The 16286-nt window shown below is 64.4% G+C and carries 14 protein-coding genes; 9 read left to right on the top strand and 5 right to left on the bottom strand.

Annotated elements, in window-relative coordinates; all coding sequences use genetic code 11:
- Positions 1-157: 157 nt before the first annotated feature.
- The 9 genes from CH281_RS05680 to araA all read left to right on the top strand — a co-directional run bounded on the left by CH281_RS05680 (position 158) and on the right by araA (position 10939).
- Positions 158-1168 carry an aldose epimerase family protein gene (locus CH281_RS05680; RefSeq protein WP_179274125.1) on the top strand — a complete coding sequence of 337 codons (1011 nt, stop codon included), beginning with the start codon at positions 158-160 and terminating at the stop codon, positions 1166-1168.
- A 116-nt stretch (positions 1169-1284) separates the two neighbouring features.
- Complete coding sequence (locus CH281_RS05675; protein ID WP_027496166.1) at positions 1285-2286, top strand: ABC transporter substrate-binding protein; 1002 nt, start codon at positions 1285-1287, stop codon at positions 2284-2286.
- A gap of 10 nt (positions 2287-2296) precedes the next feature.
- Positions 2297-3928 carry a sugar ABC transporter ATP-binding protein gene (locus CH281_RS05670; protein ID WP_094693345.1) on the top strand — a complete coding sequence of 544 codons (1632 nt, stop codon included), beginning with the start codon at positions 2297-2299 and terminating at the stop codon, positions 3926-3928.
- Positions 3925-4989, top strand: a complete 1065-nt coding sequence (locus CH281_RS05665; RefSeq protein ID WP_094693343.1) for an ABC transporter permease — start codon at positions 3925-3927, stop codon at positions 4987-4989. The genes CH281_RS05670 and CH281_RS05665 overlap by 4 nt, the downstream gene beginning before the upstream one ends.
- 8 nt (positions 4990-4997) lie before the next feature.
- On the top strand, positions 4998-6023 hold the full coding sequence (gene yjfF / locus CH281_RS05660; RefSeq protein WP_080729065.1) for a galactofuranose ABC transporter, permease protein YjfF: 1026 nt from the start codon (positions 4998-5000) through the stop codon (positions 6021-6023).
- Positions 6020-7081, top strand: coding sequence for a LacI family DNA-binding transcriptional regulator (locus CH281_RS05655; protein ID WP_230591075.1), 1062 nt, complete (start codon positions 6020-6022; stop codon positions 7079-7081). Before yjfF ends, CH281_RS05655 begins: the two co-directional genes overlap by 4 nt.
- The gene (araB, locus tag CH281_RS05650; RefSeq protein ID WP_094693341.1) at positions 7071-8744 is read left to right on the top strand and encodes a ribulokinase; all 1674 of its coding nucleotides are present in this window, start codon (positions 7071-7073) and stop codon (positions 8742-8744) included. Before CH281_RS05655 ends, araB begins: the two co-directional genes overlap by 11 nt.
- Complete coding sequence (locus tag CH281_RS05645; protein WP_032401214.1) at positions 8741-9418, top strand: L-ribulose-5-phosphate 4-epimerase; 678 nt, start codon at positions 8741-8743, stop codon at positions 9416-9418. Before araB ends, CH281_RS05645 begins: the two co-directional genes overlap by 4 nt.
- A gap of 36 nt (positions 9419-9454) precedes the next feature.
- Positions 9455-10939, top strand: coding sequence for an L-arabinose isomerase (gene araA / locus CH281_RS05640; protein WP_094693339.1), 1485 nt, complete (start codon positions 9455-9457; stop codon positions 10937-10939).
- Between the two features lie 31 nt (positions 10940-10970).
- Here araA and CH281_RS05635 read toward each other — a convergent pair whose 3' ends face one another.
- The 5 genes from CH281_RS05635 to CH281_RS05615 form a co-directional block, all read right to left on the bottom strand.
- A complete protein-coding gene (locus CH281_RS05635) occupies positions 10971-11663 on the bottom strand; it encodes a ZIP family metal transporter (protein ID WP_032393394.1) in 693 nt (230 codons plus the stop codon).
- Between the two features lie 86 nt (positions 11664-11749).
- Positions 11750-12688: a TAXI family TRAP transporter solute-binding subunit gene (locus CH281_RS05630; protein ID WP_052068625.1), complete on the bottom strand. Its 939-nt coding sequence runs from the start codon at positions 12686-12688 to the stop codon at positions 11750-11752.
- A gap of 25 nt (positions 12689-12713) precedes the next feature.
- Positions 12714-14078 carry an MFS transporter gene (locus tag CH281_RS05625; RefSeq protein ID WP_032372988.1) on the bottom strand — a complete coding sequence of 455 codons (1365 nt, stop codon included), beginning with the start codon at positions 14076-14078 and terminating at the stop codon, positions 12714-12716.
- A 123-nt stretch (positions 14079-14201) separates the two neighbouring features.
- Positions 14202-15617 (bottom strand): sensor histidine kinase, encoded by a 1416-nt coding sequence (locus CH281_RS05620; RefSeq protein WP_256983367.1) that lies wholly within the window; start codon positions 15615-15617, stop codon positions 14202-14204.
- A gap of 1 nt (position 15618) precedes the next feature.
- Positions 15619-16278, bottom strand: a complete 660-nt coding sequence (locus CH281_RS05615; protein WP_094693337.1) for a response regulator transcription factor — start codon at positions 16276-16278, stop codon at positions 15619-15621.
- Between the last annotated feature and the right edge of the window lie 8 nt (positions 16279-16286).

The following is a 16286-nucleotide window of genomic DNA, read 5'->3' as shown; positions in this document are numbered from 1 at the left end:
CTGCGCGATAGCTATTTTCATCTCATCGAGACGATCAATGCGCAGTGATGTGGCCTGCATCACACCATAGTATGCGCACCTACGAATACACGGTGCGTCGCCCGCCGCACGAAGCAATCCGGGGACCGATCTCACTCTCCGGAGCTATCGTCGACCGGTGCCCACCGACGACGATCACAACGAGACCATCACCATCGGACGTTCGCCCGGGGTGGAGGTGGAGGTACTCCCCTACGGCGCGACCCTGCAACGAATGTCGGTGACCGGAGGAGACGGCGAGCGCCGCGACGTTCTCGTCGGCGTGGCGGGCGAGCGTGAGCTTCGTTCGTCCACTGCCTATTTCGGCTCTACCGTCGGCCGGTACGCGAACCGGATCGAGGACGGCCGGTTCGAGATCGATGGGCAGGCGGTGCAACTGACGATCAACGACGGCACCAACCACCTGCACGGCGGAACCGACGGCTTCGACTCACGACACTGGACCGTGGTCGGCCGATCGCCGGATTCGGTCGAGTTCGAGTTGATCAGCCCCGACGGCGATCAGGGCTATCCGGGCGAAGTCCGTGCGCGGGCCCAGTTCTCCGTCACGACCGATCGCGTGCGGCTGGAGTCGACGGCAACGACCACCGCGCCGACGGTGGTGAACCTGACGTCGCACGCGTATTTCGATCTCGATGGCCATGGCATCGACGATCACACCCTGCAGGTGTTCGCCTCGACGTACACCCCGGTCGACACCGAGGGAATCCCGACCGGTGCCATCGAATCCGTCGACGGCACCGCGCTGGATCTGCGCACGCCGGGACGAGTCGGAGACCTGGCCCGAGCAGCTCATCCGCAGTTGCTGACCGCCCGGGGTGTGGACCACAACTTCGTCGTCGACGGTACGGGGCTTCGGCGTGCGGCGATCCTGAGCTCCGAGCGCAGTCGAACGACACTGGAACTGTGGACCGATCAGCCCGGAGTGCAGGTCTACACAGGCAACTTCCTGGACGGCAGCGACGTGTCTCGACGCGGCTCGATGCTGCGCCAAGGCGACGGCATCGCGCTCGAACCCCAGCTGTTCCCTGATTCACCGAATCACCCGAACTTTCCCTCTGCGGTGCTGCGACCGGGCCAGACGTACCGGTCCGTGATCGAGTGGAGATTTTCTGCACTTCGCGCTTGAGTGAGCGCTCACAAAATTTTGGAATTCAAACGTTTCAAGTCTTGACGCGGCCCGATGTTAACGCTCACACTGTGTTGCACACGTCACAGTGGAGTGGCGACATTGAGGAGATCACCATGGCGTCGAAGACAATTTTTGCGGCGAGCGCGCTCATTCTGAGTGGTGCGATCGTCCTGAGTGCGTGCAGTAGCGGAGGCGGCGGCGACGCGTCCGGCGGCGGTGACGGCGCAACGGTGCTGGGCTTTTCCCAGGTCGGTGCCGAGAGCGGATGGCGCACGGCCAACACCATCTCCATCCAGGACGCGGCCAGCGCTGCCGGCATGGAGTTGAAGTTCTCCGACGCGCAGCAGAAGCAGGAAAACCAGATCAAGGCGATTCGCACCTACATCCAGCAGAAGGTCGACGTCATCGCTTTCAGCCCCGTCGTCGAGACGGGATGGGAGCCGGTCCTCCAGGAAGCCAAGCGCGCGAACATCCCGGTGATCCTCACCGACCGCTCCGTCGACACCACCGACGATTCGCTGTATGCCACGTTCCTCGGCTCCGATTTCGTCGAGGAGGGCAAGAAGGCAGGCGATTGGCTGGTGCAGAACAGCGCCACTGCGGACACCACCGGCGACGGCAAGATCAACGTGGTCGAGCTGCAGGGAACCACCGGAGCCGCTCCCGCCATCGACCGGGCCGAGGGATTCCGCGACGCTATCGGCGGCCAGTCGAACATCGCGATCACCGCGTCACAGACCGGCGATTTCACCCGTGACGGCGGCAAGCAGGTGATGGAGTCGTTCCTCAACTCCAATCGAGGCCAGATCGACGTCGTCTTCGCCCAGAACGACGACATGGGCCTGGGCGCAATCCAAGCCATCGAAGCAGCCGGGCTGGTACCCGGAAAAGACATCAAGATCATCACCGTCGACGCCGTCAAGGACGGAATGCAAGCACTGGCGGACAAGAAGATCGACTTCATCGTCGAGTGCAACCCACTTCTCGGACCGCAACTGATGGAGCTCACGGACAAGGTCGTCAAGGGCGAGGACGTTCCCAAGAGGGTCGTCACCGAGGAGACCACCTTCACGCCCGACCAGGCGGCAGCAGTACTCGCCGACCGCCAGTACTGAAAGTCGACGCATGCATACCGACACCGTTCCCACCGCGGAGCCGATCACCAGCACAGAGCCGACTCCGCTCGTGGAGATGAAAGACATCTCGATCACCTTCGGTGCCGTCCGAGCCCTCGACGGGGTGTCGTTGCGGCTCTTCCCCGGCGAGGTGCATTCGCTGATGGGTGAGAACGGTGCCGGTAAATCGACGTTGATCAAGGCACTGACCGGGGTCTACTCGATCGACAGCGGAACGGTCACGATCGACGGAACCGAACACGAGTTCGCGACGCCGAGCGCGGCCCAGGCTGCAGGTATCAGCACCGTCTACCAGGAAGTGAACCTACTTCCGAATCTGACTGTCGCAGAGAACATGCTCCTGGGCCGCGAGCCCCGACGCCTACCCGGAAAACTGTTGGGGGCCATCGGCGGTATCGACACGCGAGCGATGAACCGCCGTGCCAGAACGACTCTCGACCGGCTGGGCCTCGACATCGAGCCGTCGTCGGTCCTCGGGGACCATCCGATCGCCGTGCAACAGCTCGTCGCCATCGCCCGTGCAGTCGATGTCGACGCCCGAGTCCTCATCCTGGACGAGCCGACCTCGAGCCTGGACAAGGACGAGGTCGAAACCCTGTACTCCGTCATCGAACGGCTGAGGGAAGACGGAACCTCGATCGTCTTCGTGTCGCACTTCCTCGACCAGATCTACCGGATCTCCGACCGAATGACGATCCTGCGCAACGGAAAGCTCGTCTCCGAGCGCCTGGTCGCCGACACTCCGCAGTTCGAGCTGGTCGAGTTGATGATCGGTCGGGAACTGGACACCTTGCGCGAACTCGACAGCCGCGAGCCGGTGATGGTTTCCGACGAACAGACGCCCGTCGTGGAAGTGTTGGGCATCGGACGCAAGGGCGCACTGGAAGCAACCGATCTGCGTCTTCATGCGGGACAGGTCGTCGGCATCGCCGGTCTGCTCGGGTCCGGCCGTACCGAGCTTGCTCGCCTGCTCGGTGGAGCCGATCGATCGGACTCCGGATCGATCGAAGTGCATGCGACCAAGCACCGCATTCGCAGTCCACGCCAGGCCGCCGATCAGCGCATCGCCCTCACCAGCGAGGATCGCAAGGCCGACGGTGTGGTGGCCGATCTGACGGTGGCCGACAACATGCTGCTCGCTCTGCAGGCCAAGCGTGGATGGCTTCGTCCCATCCCCCGTGCCACCCGCACCAAGCTCGTCAAGGAATACATCTCTGCACTCGACATCAGGCCCGCCGATCCGAACGCGTTGATGCGCAACCTGTCCGGCGGCAACCAACAGAAAGTGCTCCTCGCCCGCTGGCTCATCACCGAACCCGAACTTCTGATTCTGGACGAACCGACACGCGGAATCGACATCGGTGCCAAAGCGCAGATCCAAACCCTGGTGGCCGACCTAGCCGCGCGCGGAATGTCGGTGGTGTTCATCTCCGCCGAGCTCGAAGAGATCCTGCGCCTCAGTGACCGCATCGTGGTCATGCGAGATCACCGCAAGATCGACGAACGTATCAACGACGGTGTGTCGGTCGGCGACGTGCTCGCCACCATCGCAGCCGGGGTGCGCACCGACGACCCCGTCGCGGCCGCCACTTCGACCACCGACAGGAATGTCGCATCATGACCGAAACCCTCGAACCATCGGCCGGCGCGCCCGCTCGCGCACGTGCCGCCCTCGCCCAGCCGGTCGTCTGGCCGCTGCTGGCTCTGATAGCTCTGATCGTCGTCAATGTCGTTGTGACACCGGACTTCCTCGACATTCGAATCGAGAACGGTGGCCTGTTCGGAAACATCGTCGATATCGCACGCAACTCCGCGCCGCTCATTCTGGTGGCCGTCGGCATGACGCTGGTGGTGGCAACCCGCGGCATCGACCTCTCCGTGGGCGCAGTGGCAGTCATCGCTGCCGCCGTTGCGTGTACTCGCATCGTCGCGGCACCGGACGAGGGTGCCACCACGACGATGATCATGGCTGTCGTCTGGGCACTGGGAGTATGTCTGCTGCTGGGTCTGTGGAACGGCCTTCTGGTGTCGGTCTTCGGGATTCAACCCATCATCGCGACGCTCATTCTGATGGTCGCCGGACGTGGCCTGGCCATGTTGATCACCGACGGAAACATCACGACAGTCAACAACCCGGCCTTCAGCACGCTCGCGTCGGGCACGCTTCTCGGACTTCCACTGGCACTGATCGTCGCCCTCGTGGTCGTGGCAGCAACCGCACTGTTGACCCGGCGGACCGCACTGGGGATGCTCGTCGAAGCCGTCGGAATCAACCCGGAGGCAAGCAGATTGGCAGGCGTCCAGTCGCGGACGATCGTCTGGACGGTCTACGTGTTCGCCGCGGTGTGCTCGGGAATGGCAGGTCTGATCATCGCTGCGAACACCAACTCGGTGAACGCGAACAGTCTGGGCCAGTGGATCGAGCTCGACGCGATCCTCGCTGTCGTCATCGGCGGTACTGCTCTGACCGGTGGTCGATTCTCCATCGCCGGCACCGTCGTCGGTGCCCTGCTCATCGGCACGCTCACGCGCACCATCACCAATGTCGGTATCCCCTCCGAGGCCAACTACCTGTTCAAAGCGGTCGTCATCATCGTGGTCTGCCTGTTGCAATCACCACGAGCCCGCGCATCACTGCGGACGTGGTTCCGCACCGACTCCACCAAGGCGGTACGACCGTGAGCGACCTCATGACTGCTCCCCCCACGACCACCGCGGCAGCACCGAGCACCGCGCCCTCGACCTGGGACCGCGTGAAGCGGTACTCCCCACCGTCTCGGTTTCTGCCGGTCATCGCCACGTTCGCGCTGTTCGTCGGTCTGTTCGGACTCGGCGAATTCCGCTACAGCGGCTTCGCCGATCCACAGGTGTTCCTGTCACTGCTGATCGACAACTCGTTCCTCATCGTCCTCGCGGTAGGGATGACCTTCGTCATCCTCACCGGCGGAATCGATCTCTCCGTCGGGTCCGTCGTCGCACTGTCGACGATGATCGCAGCGCGCACACTGCAATTGGGCTGGCCACCGCTGCTGGTCATGGCCGTGGTGTTGCTGTGCGGTGCCGTGCTCGGCACCGTCATGGGTGCCCTCATCCACTATCTGCAGATTCAGCCGTTCGTCGCCACACTCGCGGGGATGTTCCTCGCCCGGGGCCTGTGCTACATGATCGGTGTCGAGTCGATCCCGATCACCGACGACACGTTCTCCTCGATCGCATTCGCCGTCATCGAACTACCCGGCGGCTACACCATCACCTGGAGCGTGGTGATCGCGCTGGTCACGGTGGCGATTGCTGCATACGTGTTGGCCTGCACTCGTTTCGGACGTTCGGTCTACGGCATCGGTGGCAACGAAGCGTCCGCGCTGCTGATGGGGCTCAAGGTGGCGGCCGTGAAAGTCGGCGTCTACACGATCAGCGGATTCTGCGCAGCGCTCGCCGGCCTACTGTTCTCCTTCTACGCACTGTCGGGCTACAGCCTCAACGCCGTCGGCATGGAGCTCGACGCTATCGCCGCGGTGGTGATCGGCGGAACGCTGCTCACCGGCGGGCGCGGGTACGTCCTCGGTTCGCTGGTGGGAGTCCTGATCCTCGGTGCCATACAGACTTTCATCGCCTTCGACGGAACCCTGAGCTCGTGGTGGACGCGAATCACGATCGGAGTGCTGCTCCTGGTGTTCGTTCTCGCCCAACGTCTGCTGACGGCGAGAAAGAGGTGACCAACACAGGGATCGACGGTAAGGCACCCGTCATGACCGACGTCGCCCGATTGGCCGGGGTATCCCATCAGACGGTCTCGCGGGTCATCAACGGCCAGAACAACTTACGCCCCGAAACCCGCGACCGGGTACAGAATGCCATCGATCAACTGGGCTATCGTCCCAATCGTGCCGCCAGGGCGTTGGTCACCAAACGGTCCGCGTCGATCGGAATCATCGGCTCCAAAGGCGGGTTCTGGGGGCCGAGCACCACGCATCGCACCGTGCAGAGCGCGGCACGTGATGCCGGATTCTCCGTCAGCGCAGTCAGTCTCGCAACGCTGACACACGACGAACTCGTCGGCGCACTGCATCACCTGCACGACCAGGGCGTCGAGGGCATCGTGTTGATCGCCGCCACCGACGACGCTGTGGCAGCGGCTCGTTCCGAGGAGTCCGTGGTACCCGTCGTGGTCGTCGAAGGTGACCCCACCACCTCGACCTGGACCGTGGGCATCGATCAGGTCGGCGGCGCTCGATTGGCCACCCGACACCTGATCGAGGCAGGTCACGAACGCATCGTGCATCTGTCCGGACCGCAGGGATGGACCGAATCCCGCGGCCGTGAACAAGGGTGGCAGGATGCGCTCGACGAGGCCGGGCTGGCGTGGACACCGGTCCTCCGCGGCGACTGGTCCGCACGCAGCGGCTACGAGAACGGGCTCCGCCTCGCCGAGGACCACACCGTCACGGCCGCGTTCTGCGCCAACGACCAGATGGCCCTCGGCTTGCTGCGCGCCTTCCACGAGAGCGGCCGCCGTGTGCCCGAGGACTTCGCCGTCGTCGGATTCGACGACATCCCCGAGGCTGCTTTCCTGATCCCACCACTGACAACGGTCCGCCAGGACTTCACCGAAGTCGGCAGACGCGCGATCGACGTCCTGCGCGCGGCACTGGACAACACTGCCGCACCCGAGGCGTCCATCGATCCTGAACTCGTCGTTCGATCGTCCAGCACCACTGCACCGAAACCGACCACAACCGTTGCACCGCAACAAGGAGAATCGCATGTCCAATGACCGCTACACGGTAGGAGTGGACTACGGCACTCTCTCCGGCCGTGCCGTAGTCGTCCGTGTGTCCGATGGTGCCGAAATTGCATCTGCCGTACACGAATACAGCCACGCCGTACTCGAGGAGACTCTGCCCGGCAGTACCGTGCGACTTCCCGACGCGTGGGCTCTGCAGGTGCCGGACGACTATCGCGACGTCCTACGCCGCGCCGTCCCCGCTGCGATGGCCGCCGCGGGCATCGCGCCGGAGCAGGTGGTGGGCATCGGGACCGACTTCACCGCATGCACCATGGTGCCGACCTACGCGGACGGCACGCCGCTCAGCGAAGACCCGCGCTTCGTCGATCGCCCACACGCTTACGTCAAACTGTGGAAACACCATGCGGCGCAGGGACAGGCCGACCGGATCAACGAACTGGCCGCCCGTCGCGGAGAGAGCTGGCTCCCCCGCTACGGCGGCTTGATCTCCTCGGAATGGGAATTCGCCAAGGCGCTGCAGATTCACGAGGAGGACGCCGAGATCTACAAGGCCATGGACCGGTGGGTCGAGGCGGCCGACTGGATCGTCTGGCAACTGTGCGGAAACTACGTGCGCAATGCCTGCACCGCGGGATACAAGGGCATCTATCAGGACGGCAAGTATCCTTCCGTCGACTTCCTCACCGAGCTCGCGCCCGGGTTCGGTGGGTTCGTGGCAGAGAAACTGGACCAACCGCTGGGCGAGTTGGGCTCGCGTGCAGGCACGTTGACCGCCGAGGCCGCGGCATGGACGGGATTGCCCGAGGGGATAGCCGTCGCGGTCGGAAACGTGGATGCCCACGTCACGGCCCCGGCTGCGGGTGCCGTCGAATCGGGCCGCATGGTCGCCATCATGGGAACATCCACCTGCCACGTCATGAGTTCGACCGTGTTGAACGACGTTCCGGGTATGTGCGGCGTCGTCGACGGCGGCATCGTCGCTGGGTCGTACGGGTACGAAGCCGGGCAGAGCGGGGTCGGCGACATCTTCGGGTGGTTCACCCGCACCGGAGTTCCCGCGTCCTACAGTGAAGCGGCAACTGCCGCAGGCGAGTCCGTGCACGAATACCTGACACGGCTCGCGTCGGCCCAAGAGGTGGGCGAGCACGGTCTGGTCGCGCTCGACTGGCACAGCGGCAATCGGTCGATCCTGGTCGATCACGAACTGTCCGGCCTGGTCATCGGATCGACGCTTGCGACGCGGCCCGAGGACACGTACCGCGCACTGCTCGAGGCAACGGCGTTCGGTACCCGCGTCATCGTCGAGACGTTTCGCGACAGCGGCGTTCCCGTCGACGAGTTCGTCGTGGCGGGAGGGCTGGCCCGCAACCCACTGCTGATGCAGATCTACGCCGACGTGCTACGAATGCCGTTGTCCGTCATCGCGTCCGCACAGGGCCCCGCCTTGGGCTCCGCCATCCACGCGGCAGTGGCCGCAGGCTGCTACCCGGACGTGCCGGTGGCGTCGAAATCGATGGGCAAGGTTCGCCGCGGTGCATTCGTTCCGGACGAGTCCCGGTCGAAGGCATACGACTCGCTGTACGAGGTCTACCTGGAACTGCACGATCGCTTCGGTCGGGACGTACCGACCATGCGCCGGCTGCGATCACTGCGTCGCGCAGCCCTGACGAGGAAGCTGGAAGCGAAATGACAGTTGTCGACGATGTTCGCGAGGTCGTCGAGGAGATTCGCAAGGACGTGTGCGCACTGCATGCGGAACTGGTGCGCTACGGACTGGTCGTGTGGACGGCGGGCAACGTGTCCGCGCGCGTTCCCGGTCGAGACCTCATGGTCATCAAGCCGAGCGGCGTCTCCTACGACGACCTGACACCGGGCAACATGGTGGTGTGCGATCTGCACGGTCGAGTGGTCGAAGGAGACCACGCGCCGTCCTCGGACACCGAGGCGCAGGCATACGTCTATCGGCACCTCGACCACATCAACGGTGTGGTACACACTCATTCGCCCTACGCGGTGGCGTGGGCCGCGCGAGGAGAACCCATTCCGGTCGTGACCACGATGTGCGCCGACGAATTCGGCGGTGACATTCCGGTGGGTCCGTTCGCCGTGATAGGCGACGACTCGATCGGACGCGGCATCGTCGACACCCTCGCAGACAGCCGCTCGCCGGCAATACTCATGCAGAACCACGGTGTCTTCGCGGTTGGCCCGTCGGCCCGATCTGCGGTGAAAGCGGCGGTCATGTGCGAGGACGTGGCCCGATCGGTGCACCTGTCATATCAACTGGGACAACCGCTTCCCATCCCCCGCGCGTCGGTCGACGCACTCTACGACCGCTACCAGAACGTCTACGGCCAGCGCTGATCAGCGCCACATTTTTCCACGGAAGGTACATTCTCCATGTCCGAAGTATGGTTTCTCACCGGCAGTCAAGGCCTCTACGGTCCCGAGACGCTCGAGCAGGTGGCAGTCCAATCACGGGAGATCGCAGACAAACTCGACGGCGCACTGCCGGTATCCGTCGTCTGGAAGCCGGTGCTGCTCGACGCGTCCGCGATCCTGCAGTGCATGCGCGAGGCCAACGCCGCCGAGGACTGCATCGGCGTCGTCACCTGGATGCACACTTTCTCGCCGGCCAAGATGTGGATCGCAGGCCTGGACGCGCTCGATGTGCCACTGCTGCATCTGCACACGCAGGCCGGAATGTCGTTGCCCTGGTCCACGATCGACATGGAGTTCATGAATCTGAACCAGGCTGCGCACGGTGATCGCGAGTTCGGGCACATCGAGTCCAGGGTCGGCGTACTGCGCACCACCATCGCGGGCCACGTCGACAATCCGTCGGTACGGACGCGGGCGGAGCAGTGGGCGCGCGCGGCACTCGGCCGGGCAGAATTGCGTTCGCTGAAACTGGCCCGCTTCGGCGACAACATGCGCGACGTCGCGGTCACCGAGGGCGACAAGGTGGAGGCGCAGCTGCGGTTCGGCGTCTCCGTGAACACCTACGGCGTCAACGATCTCGTGGACGTGGTCGACAGCGTCAGCGAGTCGGCCGTCTCGGAACTCGTCGACGAGTATCGGTCGCTCTACGACATCGCACCGAGCCTCGACAAGGACGGGGATCGTCACGACTCCCTCCGCTACGGCGCACGCGTCGAAGCGGGAATGCGGCAGTTCCTCACCGACGGCGGGTTCAAGGCGTTCACCACCAATTTCGAGGACCTCGGCGGCCTGCGTCAGTTGCCGGGATTGGCGGTGCAGCGACTGATGGCCGACGGTTACGGCTTCGGCGGCGAGGGCGACTGGAAGACGTCGATGTTGTTGCGCGGCATGAAGGTCATGGCCGAGGGACTGGAGGGCGGTACGTCCTTCATGGAGGACTACACCTACCACCTCGTCCCCGGTGAGGAGAAGATCCTCGGTGCACACATGCTGGAGGTGTGCCCGTCCATCACGACGTCTCGCCCCACACTGGAAATTCATCCACTCTCGATCGGCGGCCGCGAGGATCCGGTGCGGCTGCGATTCACCGCCGATCCGGGGCATGGTGTCGTCGTCGGACTGTCCGACGTCGGTGAGCGATTCCGATTGACGGCCAACGTGATCGACGTGGTCGAGCCCGACGAGGCGCTGCCGAAACTACCCGTGGCATGCGCAGTGTGGGAACCGCAGCCCTCGCTGTCGGTGTCGGCCGAATCGTGGTTGACTGCAGGCGCACCCCACCACACGGTGTTGAGCACCGCCATCGGTCTGCCTGTGCTGGAGGCATTCTCGGACATGATCGGTGTCGAGCTGCTCGCTATCGATTCCGGCACCACGACGCGTGGGTTCCAGCAGACTCTCCGATGGAATGCGGCGTACCACCGGCTCGCAGCGAGGTTGTGAGTCCGGGCCGCCGCGGCTACGGCCGCGGCGGTCAGCCCAGACCGAAAGCGACGAGAAAACCCGCGGCGGTGGCCATTCCCACCCACCAGCCGCCGTCTCGGTACGCCTCGGGCATCAACGAATCGGCCAGCACCGCCAAGGTCGCACCGCCGGCGAATGCCTGCACTGCCGATATCCCAGTAGCAGGGATGACGTCCGAGAGCAGGAACCCTGCCACGGTCACCAGTACCAGGACAACCGCAGTCACACTCCATAACCCGAGGGCGCGGGCTCGGCCGAAGTTGTGTTGATCTCGCATCAGAGCGGCACCGCCGACAGCCTCGGGAACATTGCCGACGGCGACGGCGACGAGGAGCACGAGGCCACCGCCACTGGTCAGTGACACACCCAACGCGGTGTTCTCCGGAACGCCGTCGAGCACTGTTCCAAGCATCAATGCCCACCCGATTGCCGCCGGCCCCAGCCGATTCTCGATGAGGTGGTTCGCGACCACGTACACCCCCGCACCCGCGAACAACGCAGCACCGGCGGTGATGATGCCGGATTGGGTAAAGGCGGGCTCGAACAATTCCGAGGACACCGCCGCGATCATCGTGCCCGCGCCGAACGCCATCATGGCCGCGAGTACTCGTTTCGGTAGAGACCAGCACAGGCCGACAGCGGCCCCGATCACCAACGGCAGGGCCGTTCCGGCCCCGTACAGTGCTGCTCCGAACGCATTCACGCGTGCCTCACTCGGTCGAACGAAGACTGCTCGGTCACCCACTGTGGATGTCCGGAGCGACCGAGATACAAACCGTGCACGGCCGTCTAACCGTGTCGAGCGCGGTATTCCTCTTCCGCCCCGGGGTGCAGAGGAATACCGCCCGTCATGACCAGTGAGCGTGCGTCGAGAAATTGGCTGCCGATCGCTTGCCCGGGGACCAGGGCCGACGATCGGTCGAGCAGAACGCTCACCAGGGCTGCGACAACTCGGTTCGGCACATCGGGGTGGGCCAACAGCAGATTCGGAATTCCGACGGTCGTCACCTCCGGGTGCGAGCCGTACACGTTCGCCGGAACCGGGACCGCCTCGTACGCGGTACCGAATGCCCGACGCAGGTTCGGAACGAGACTGCCCAATTCGAGCAACCGGATCTCGCTACTCGGGTCGGCGAAAGCCGGGGTCGGCAATCCACCCGCCCACATCACCGCGTCGATCTCGTTGTCGGACAACGCGGTCGCAGCCGCCTTCATCGACAATTGAACTTCACGAACTGCATCCGGTCCCGAGACGCCGGCCGCGTCGAGGATCCGATGCGAGAGAACCGTCGCCCCCGATCCGGGCGCGCCGGTACTCACTCGTCGTCCCCGTAGATCGCTCGCTGCGAGGATGGTCGAGTCCGCCCGCACAGCGACCTGAAAGTAGTTCTCGTAGACACATCCGACCGCGGCCAGGTCGGTACTCGGGTGGCTGTAGGCGGCGTCGATCAGCGTCATCGCCAGTTCGGCACGACCGGAGATCAACGCGTCGAGGTTGTCGAGAGAACCGGATGTCGTGAGCGGCACTACCTCGACCTCCGACAGTCCGGCAGCCGCGTCGGACAGCAAGCCGGAGAACTCCCAGAAGAAGCCGCCCACCTCGCCCGCCGCCAGGCGCAGTTGCATCGGCGGGTCCGTGGCACAGGCTCCCATGGCCACCGCGGTCAGCGACACGACACCGGCCCGCAGAGCTGTTCTTCGGGAGAACAACGCAGCGGGCCGGAGCATGTCACTCACTGTAAGTCGTCACAGGTCACGCGAAGGCCTTGCCCTGCTCCCTGTCGAGGACGGTCTCGGTCTTGTTCCGCAGCACGAAGATGTACACCAGGAGCGAGATACCGATGACGACGGTCACGTACAGAATGAACCACCCGACGTGCCCACCGTTCTTCGCGGCCTGGTAGATCAACGGAGCGGTACCGCCGAACGCAGAGTTCGCCAGCGCGTACCCGAGGCCGACTCCCAAGGCGCGGATGTGCGAGGGGAACAATTCCGCTTTGACGATCGCGTTGATCGAGGTGTAGCCCGTCAGGATGACGTAACCCACGCAGACCAACGCCAATGACTGCACCACCGACGTCGCCGACGGCAGATACGTGATGAGCACGTAGGTGTAGAGCACGCCGCCGACGCCGAAGAAGACCAGCAGAGGCTTGCGTCCCACCTTGTCGCTGATCAAGCCGCCGATGGGCTGCAGCAACATCAGGAAGATCAGCCCGAACAGGTTGATCCAGGTCCCGGTCATTCCGCGGTCCTCGTACGCTGCCTTGATCATCGAGGGTGCATTGACGCTGTAGGTGTAGAACGCGATGGTGCCACCGGCGGTCACCATGAAACAGATCAGCAGAGCGCGCCAGTGCTTTCCGACCAATTCCTTGAGAGATCCGGACGCCTGATCAGCACCACTACGAACTGCCTCGAGCTGATCCTTCGTCAGGGACTCGTCCATGCTGCGGCGCAGCCAGAAGACAACCACTGCGGCGACGCCACCGATGAAGAACGCTATGCGCCAACCGAAGTCCTCGATCTGCTCCCGCTCGAAGAAGACCTGCATGAGCAGCAGCGTGACCTGCGCCAGAACGTGGCCACCGATCAGCGTGACGTACTGGAACGAGGAGAAGAATCCGCGACGCTCACGAGTGGCGGCCTCGGACATGTATGTCGCCGACGCTCCGTACTCACCACCGGTGGCGAAGCCCTGCACCAGACGGCACAGAATCAGAATGACCGCGGCCCATACACCGATGCTCTCCCGGCCGGGGGTGAACGCGATGACCATCGAGCAGGCCGCCATCAGCGAGACGCTGAATGTCAGTGCGGCTCGGCGACCGTTCCGGTCTGCGTAGCGTCCGAAGAACCACGAACCGACCGGACGCATCAGGAACGTGACCGCGAAGATCCCGTAAACGTAGATGGTCGAATTCTTGTCCGCCGAATCGAAGAACTGATTCTCGAAATACGTCGCGAATACGGTGTAGACGTACACGTCGTACCACTCGACGAGGTTGCCCGACGACCCACGCAGTGTGTTGTAGACGGCGCGGCGGGTGGCTGCGGGAGACGAGACCGGCGGGTTCGCACGAGACGAACCAGCGGTCGAAGTGGCCTCGTTGGCCATGGGCAGGTCCTTCCACAGATAGCTTGCGGGTGGGTCGCCGAACGCGTGACGGCAACCGAAGTCCTTCTACTGTGACCCCCAGCACAGCGAGAACCAAGCTGTTTCGCGTTTCCTAACACTCCCTTAGGACAAGGACCCGCTCGAGCCGTGACGCGGGAGCAGCATTCGGACGATCAAACCCGACGGTCGATGAGCGTCGACCTCGAGGCGTCCTCCCACTCGTTCGATCAGGGCCGCGACTATTGCCAGGCCGAGCCCCGTTCCGGCCCCGTGAGCACTCGATGCCCGAAAGAACCGGTCCGCGATCATCGGTAATTCGGCAGCGGATACACCCGGGCCGGTGTCGGTGATCGACACCACGACGTGATCGTCGCCGGCTCGGCAGTCGATGTCGACATCCGCTCCCGAACCGGCGTACTTGGTCGCGTTGCTCAGGATCGCGTCGAGCATGCGCACCAGGTCTTCCTCCGGTACCGCAGCAGTGTGATCGGCTCCCGGGTCGGGATCCGCGACATGGACGGTCAACCCGGCCACTGTCAGTGCGCTCGACCAGAATCGGACTCTGTCGGTGAGCACGAACAGTACGTCGCACGCGGTCTGGCGATGCAGGACCGGCGTCTCGGCAGCAGCAAGAACGAGAAGATCCTCGACGACGGAGTCGAGCCGATCGACCTCCAGTGTCGTTCGCTGGTGCGCTTCGGCGACCGATTCGGGCACCCGCATTCCCAACACGTCCAGTCGAATCCGTAATGCCGCCAGCGGGTTACGCAACGCGTGAGCGGTGTCGGCCACCAGACGGCGCTGCGCAGCGGTCGCGTTCTCCACATCGTCTGCCATTGCGTCGAACGCACGCGAGAGCGCTCGAACCTCGGGCGGACCGACGTGTCCGTCCGACTCGAGACGTGGCGAGTCGTCGAGAGGCCGACGATCGTGAAAGGCGTCGCCGAACGATTGCACTCGCATCGACAACGACGTCAGTGGACGAACGACCCAGCGCGACAACGCAGCAGCGATCAGCGCCACAGTGGCCAAGATCAGCAGCGCACCGACAGCGATCACCGCCCACCCGATCGCCACATCCCGACGGGCCGCGTCGGTGGAGGCTGCGATCACCACGGCACCGTCGACCTGCGTTCCCCCACCGATCGGTGCAGCCACCAATACCGACGACGGCGACCACGGCGTCACACTCGACGGAAGGCCACCGCGTTGATTGCGCAGGGCACCGGCCACCGCCTGTTGAACGTCCGTGCGCGTCGTATCCAGACCCGATGCAGCACGGACCGCTCCGGTGCGGTCGACCACCACGATCCCCTCGCCGTACAGATCGTTGTAGCGCTGCACCGACTCTCGGATTCGAGAATCACCCGACTCGTCCTCCCGGGAGCTCAGTTCCGCGAAGTACGTTGCAGCGGCAGCTCGATTCTCACCGAATCGTTGGGCGCGTTCGCGACCCAGCAACAATCCCAGCGGAACCGACAGCGCGAGAACGACGACGGCCGAGTAGACCATCAGCACCACGAGAACCCGGCGCCGCACGTCAGCCGTCCCAGCGGTAGCCGAAGCCGCGGATCGTGGCGATGGTCCCGGGTCGGCCGAGCTTCGCGCGCAACGTCGTCATGTGCACGTCGAGCGATCGCGAGATCGCCACGTACGCATCGCCCCAGATCGCATCCATCAGCTGTTCGCGGCTCACCGCTTCACCACGCCGAGTCGCCAGGTGCGCGAGCAGGTCGAACTCTTTGGTGGTCAGCCCGATGTCTCGCCCGTCGACTTCGACACTGCGCCCGACGAGATCGACGACCACGTCGCCCAACTCGAGCCGATCCACCGCCGCATCACTCGTTGCGCTCCGACGCTGCGCCGCCACTTCCAGCCTCGCGTGCAACTCCCCCAATCGAGCGGGCTTGACGACGTAGTCGTCCGCGCCCGCGCGCAGAGCTCGGACCACCGACCGCTCGTCGTCCCGCGCGGTCAGCACCACCACGGGCACCGAACTCAAGGTCCGCAGCTTACGAAGCGCCTCGAGGCCGTCCATGTCGGGCAAGCCGAGATCGAGGAGAACGACACCCATGCCGTGGTACCCGAGCAGCAGGTCGGCACCGCGGCGCATCCGGACAGGGTCGTGCCCCACCTCGGTCAGCGCGTCCACCAACGCGTCGCCGACGCCGTCGTCGTCCTCCACCACCGCTATTCGCATCGCCTCGA

The sequence above is a fragment of the Rhodococcus sp. 06-221-2 genome, assembly GCF_002258365.1.
Classification (GTDB): Bacteria; Actinomycetota; Actinomycetes; order Mycobacteriales; family Mycobacteriaceae; genus Rhodococcoides; species Rhodococcoides fascians.
Note: the sequence above shows the minus strand (reverse complement) of the source record. Positions and strands in the feature narration are given on the sequence as shown.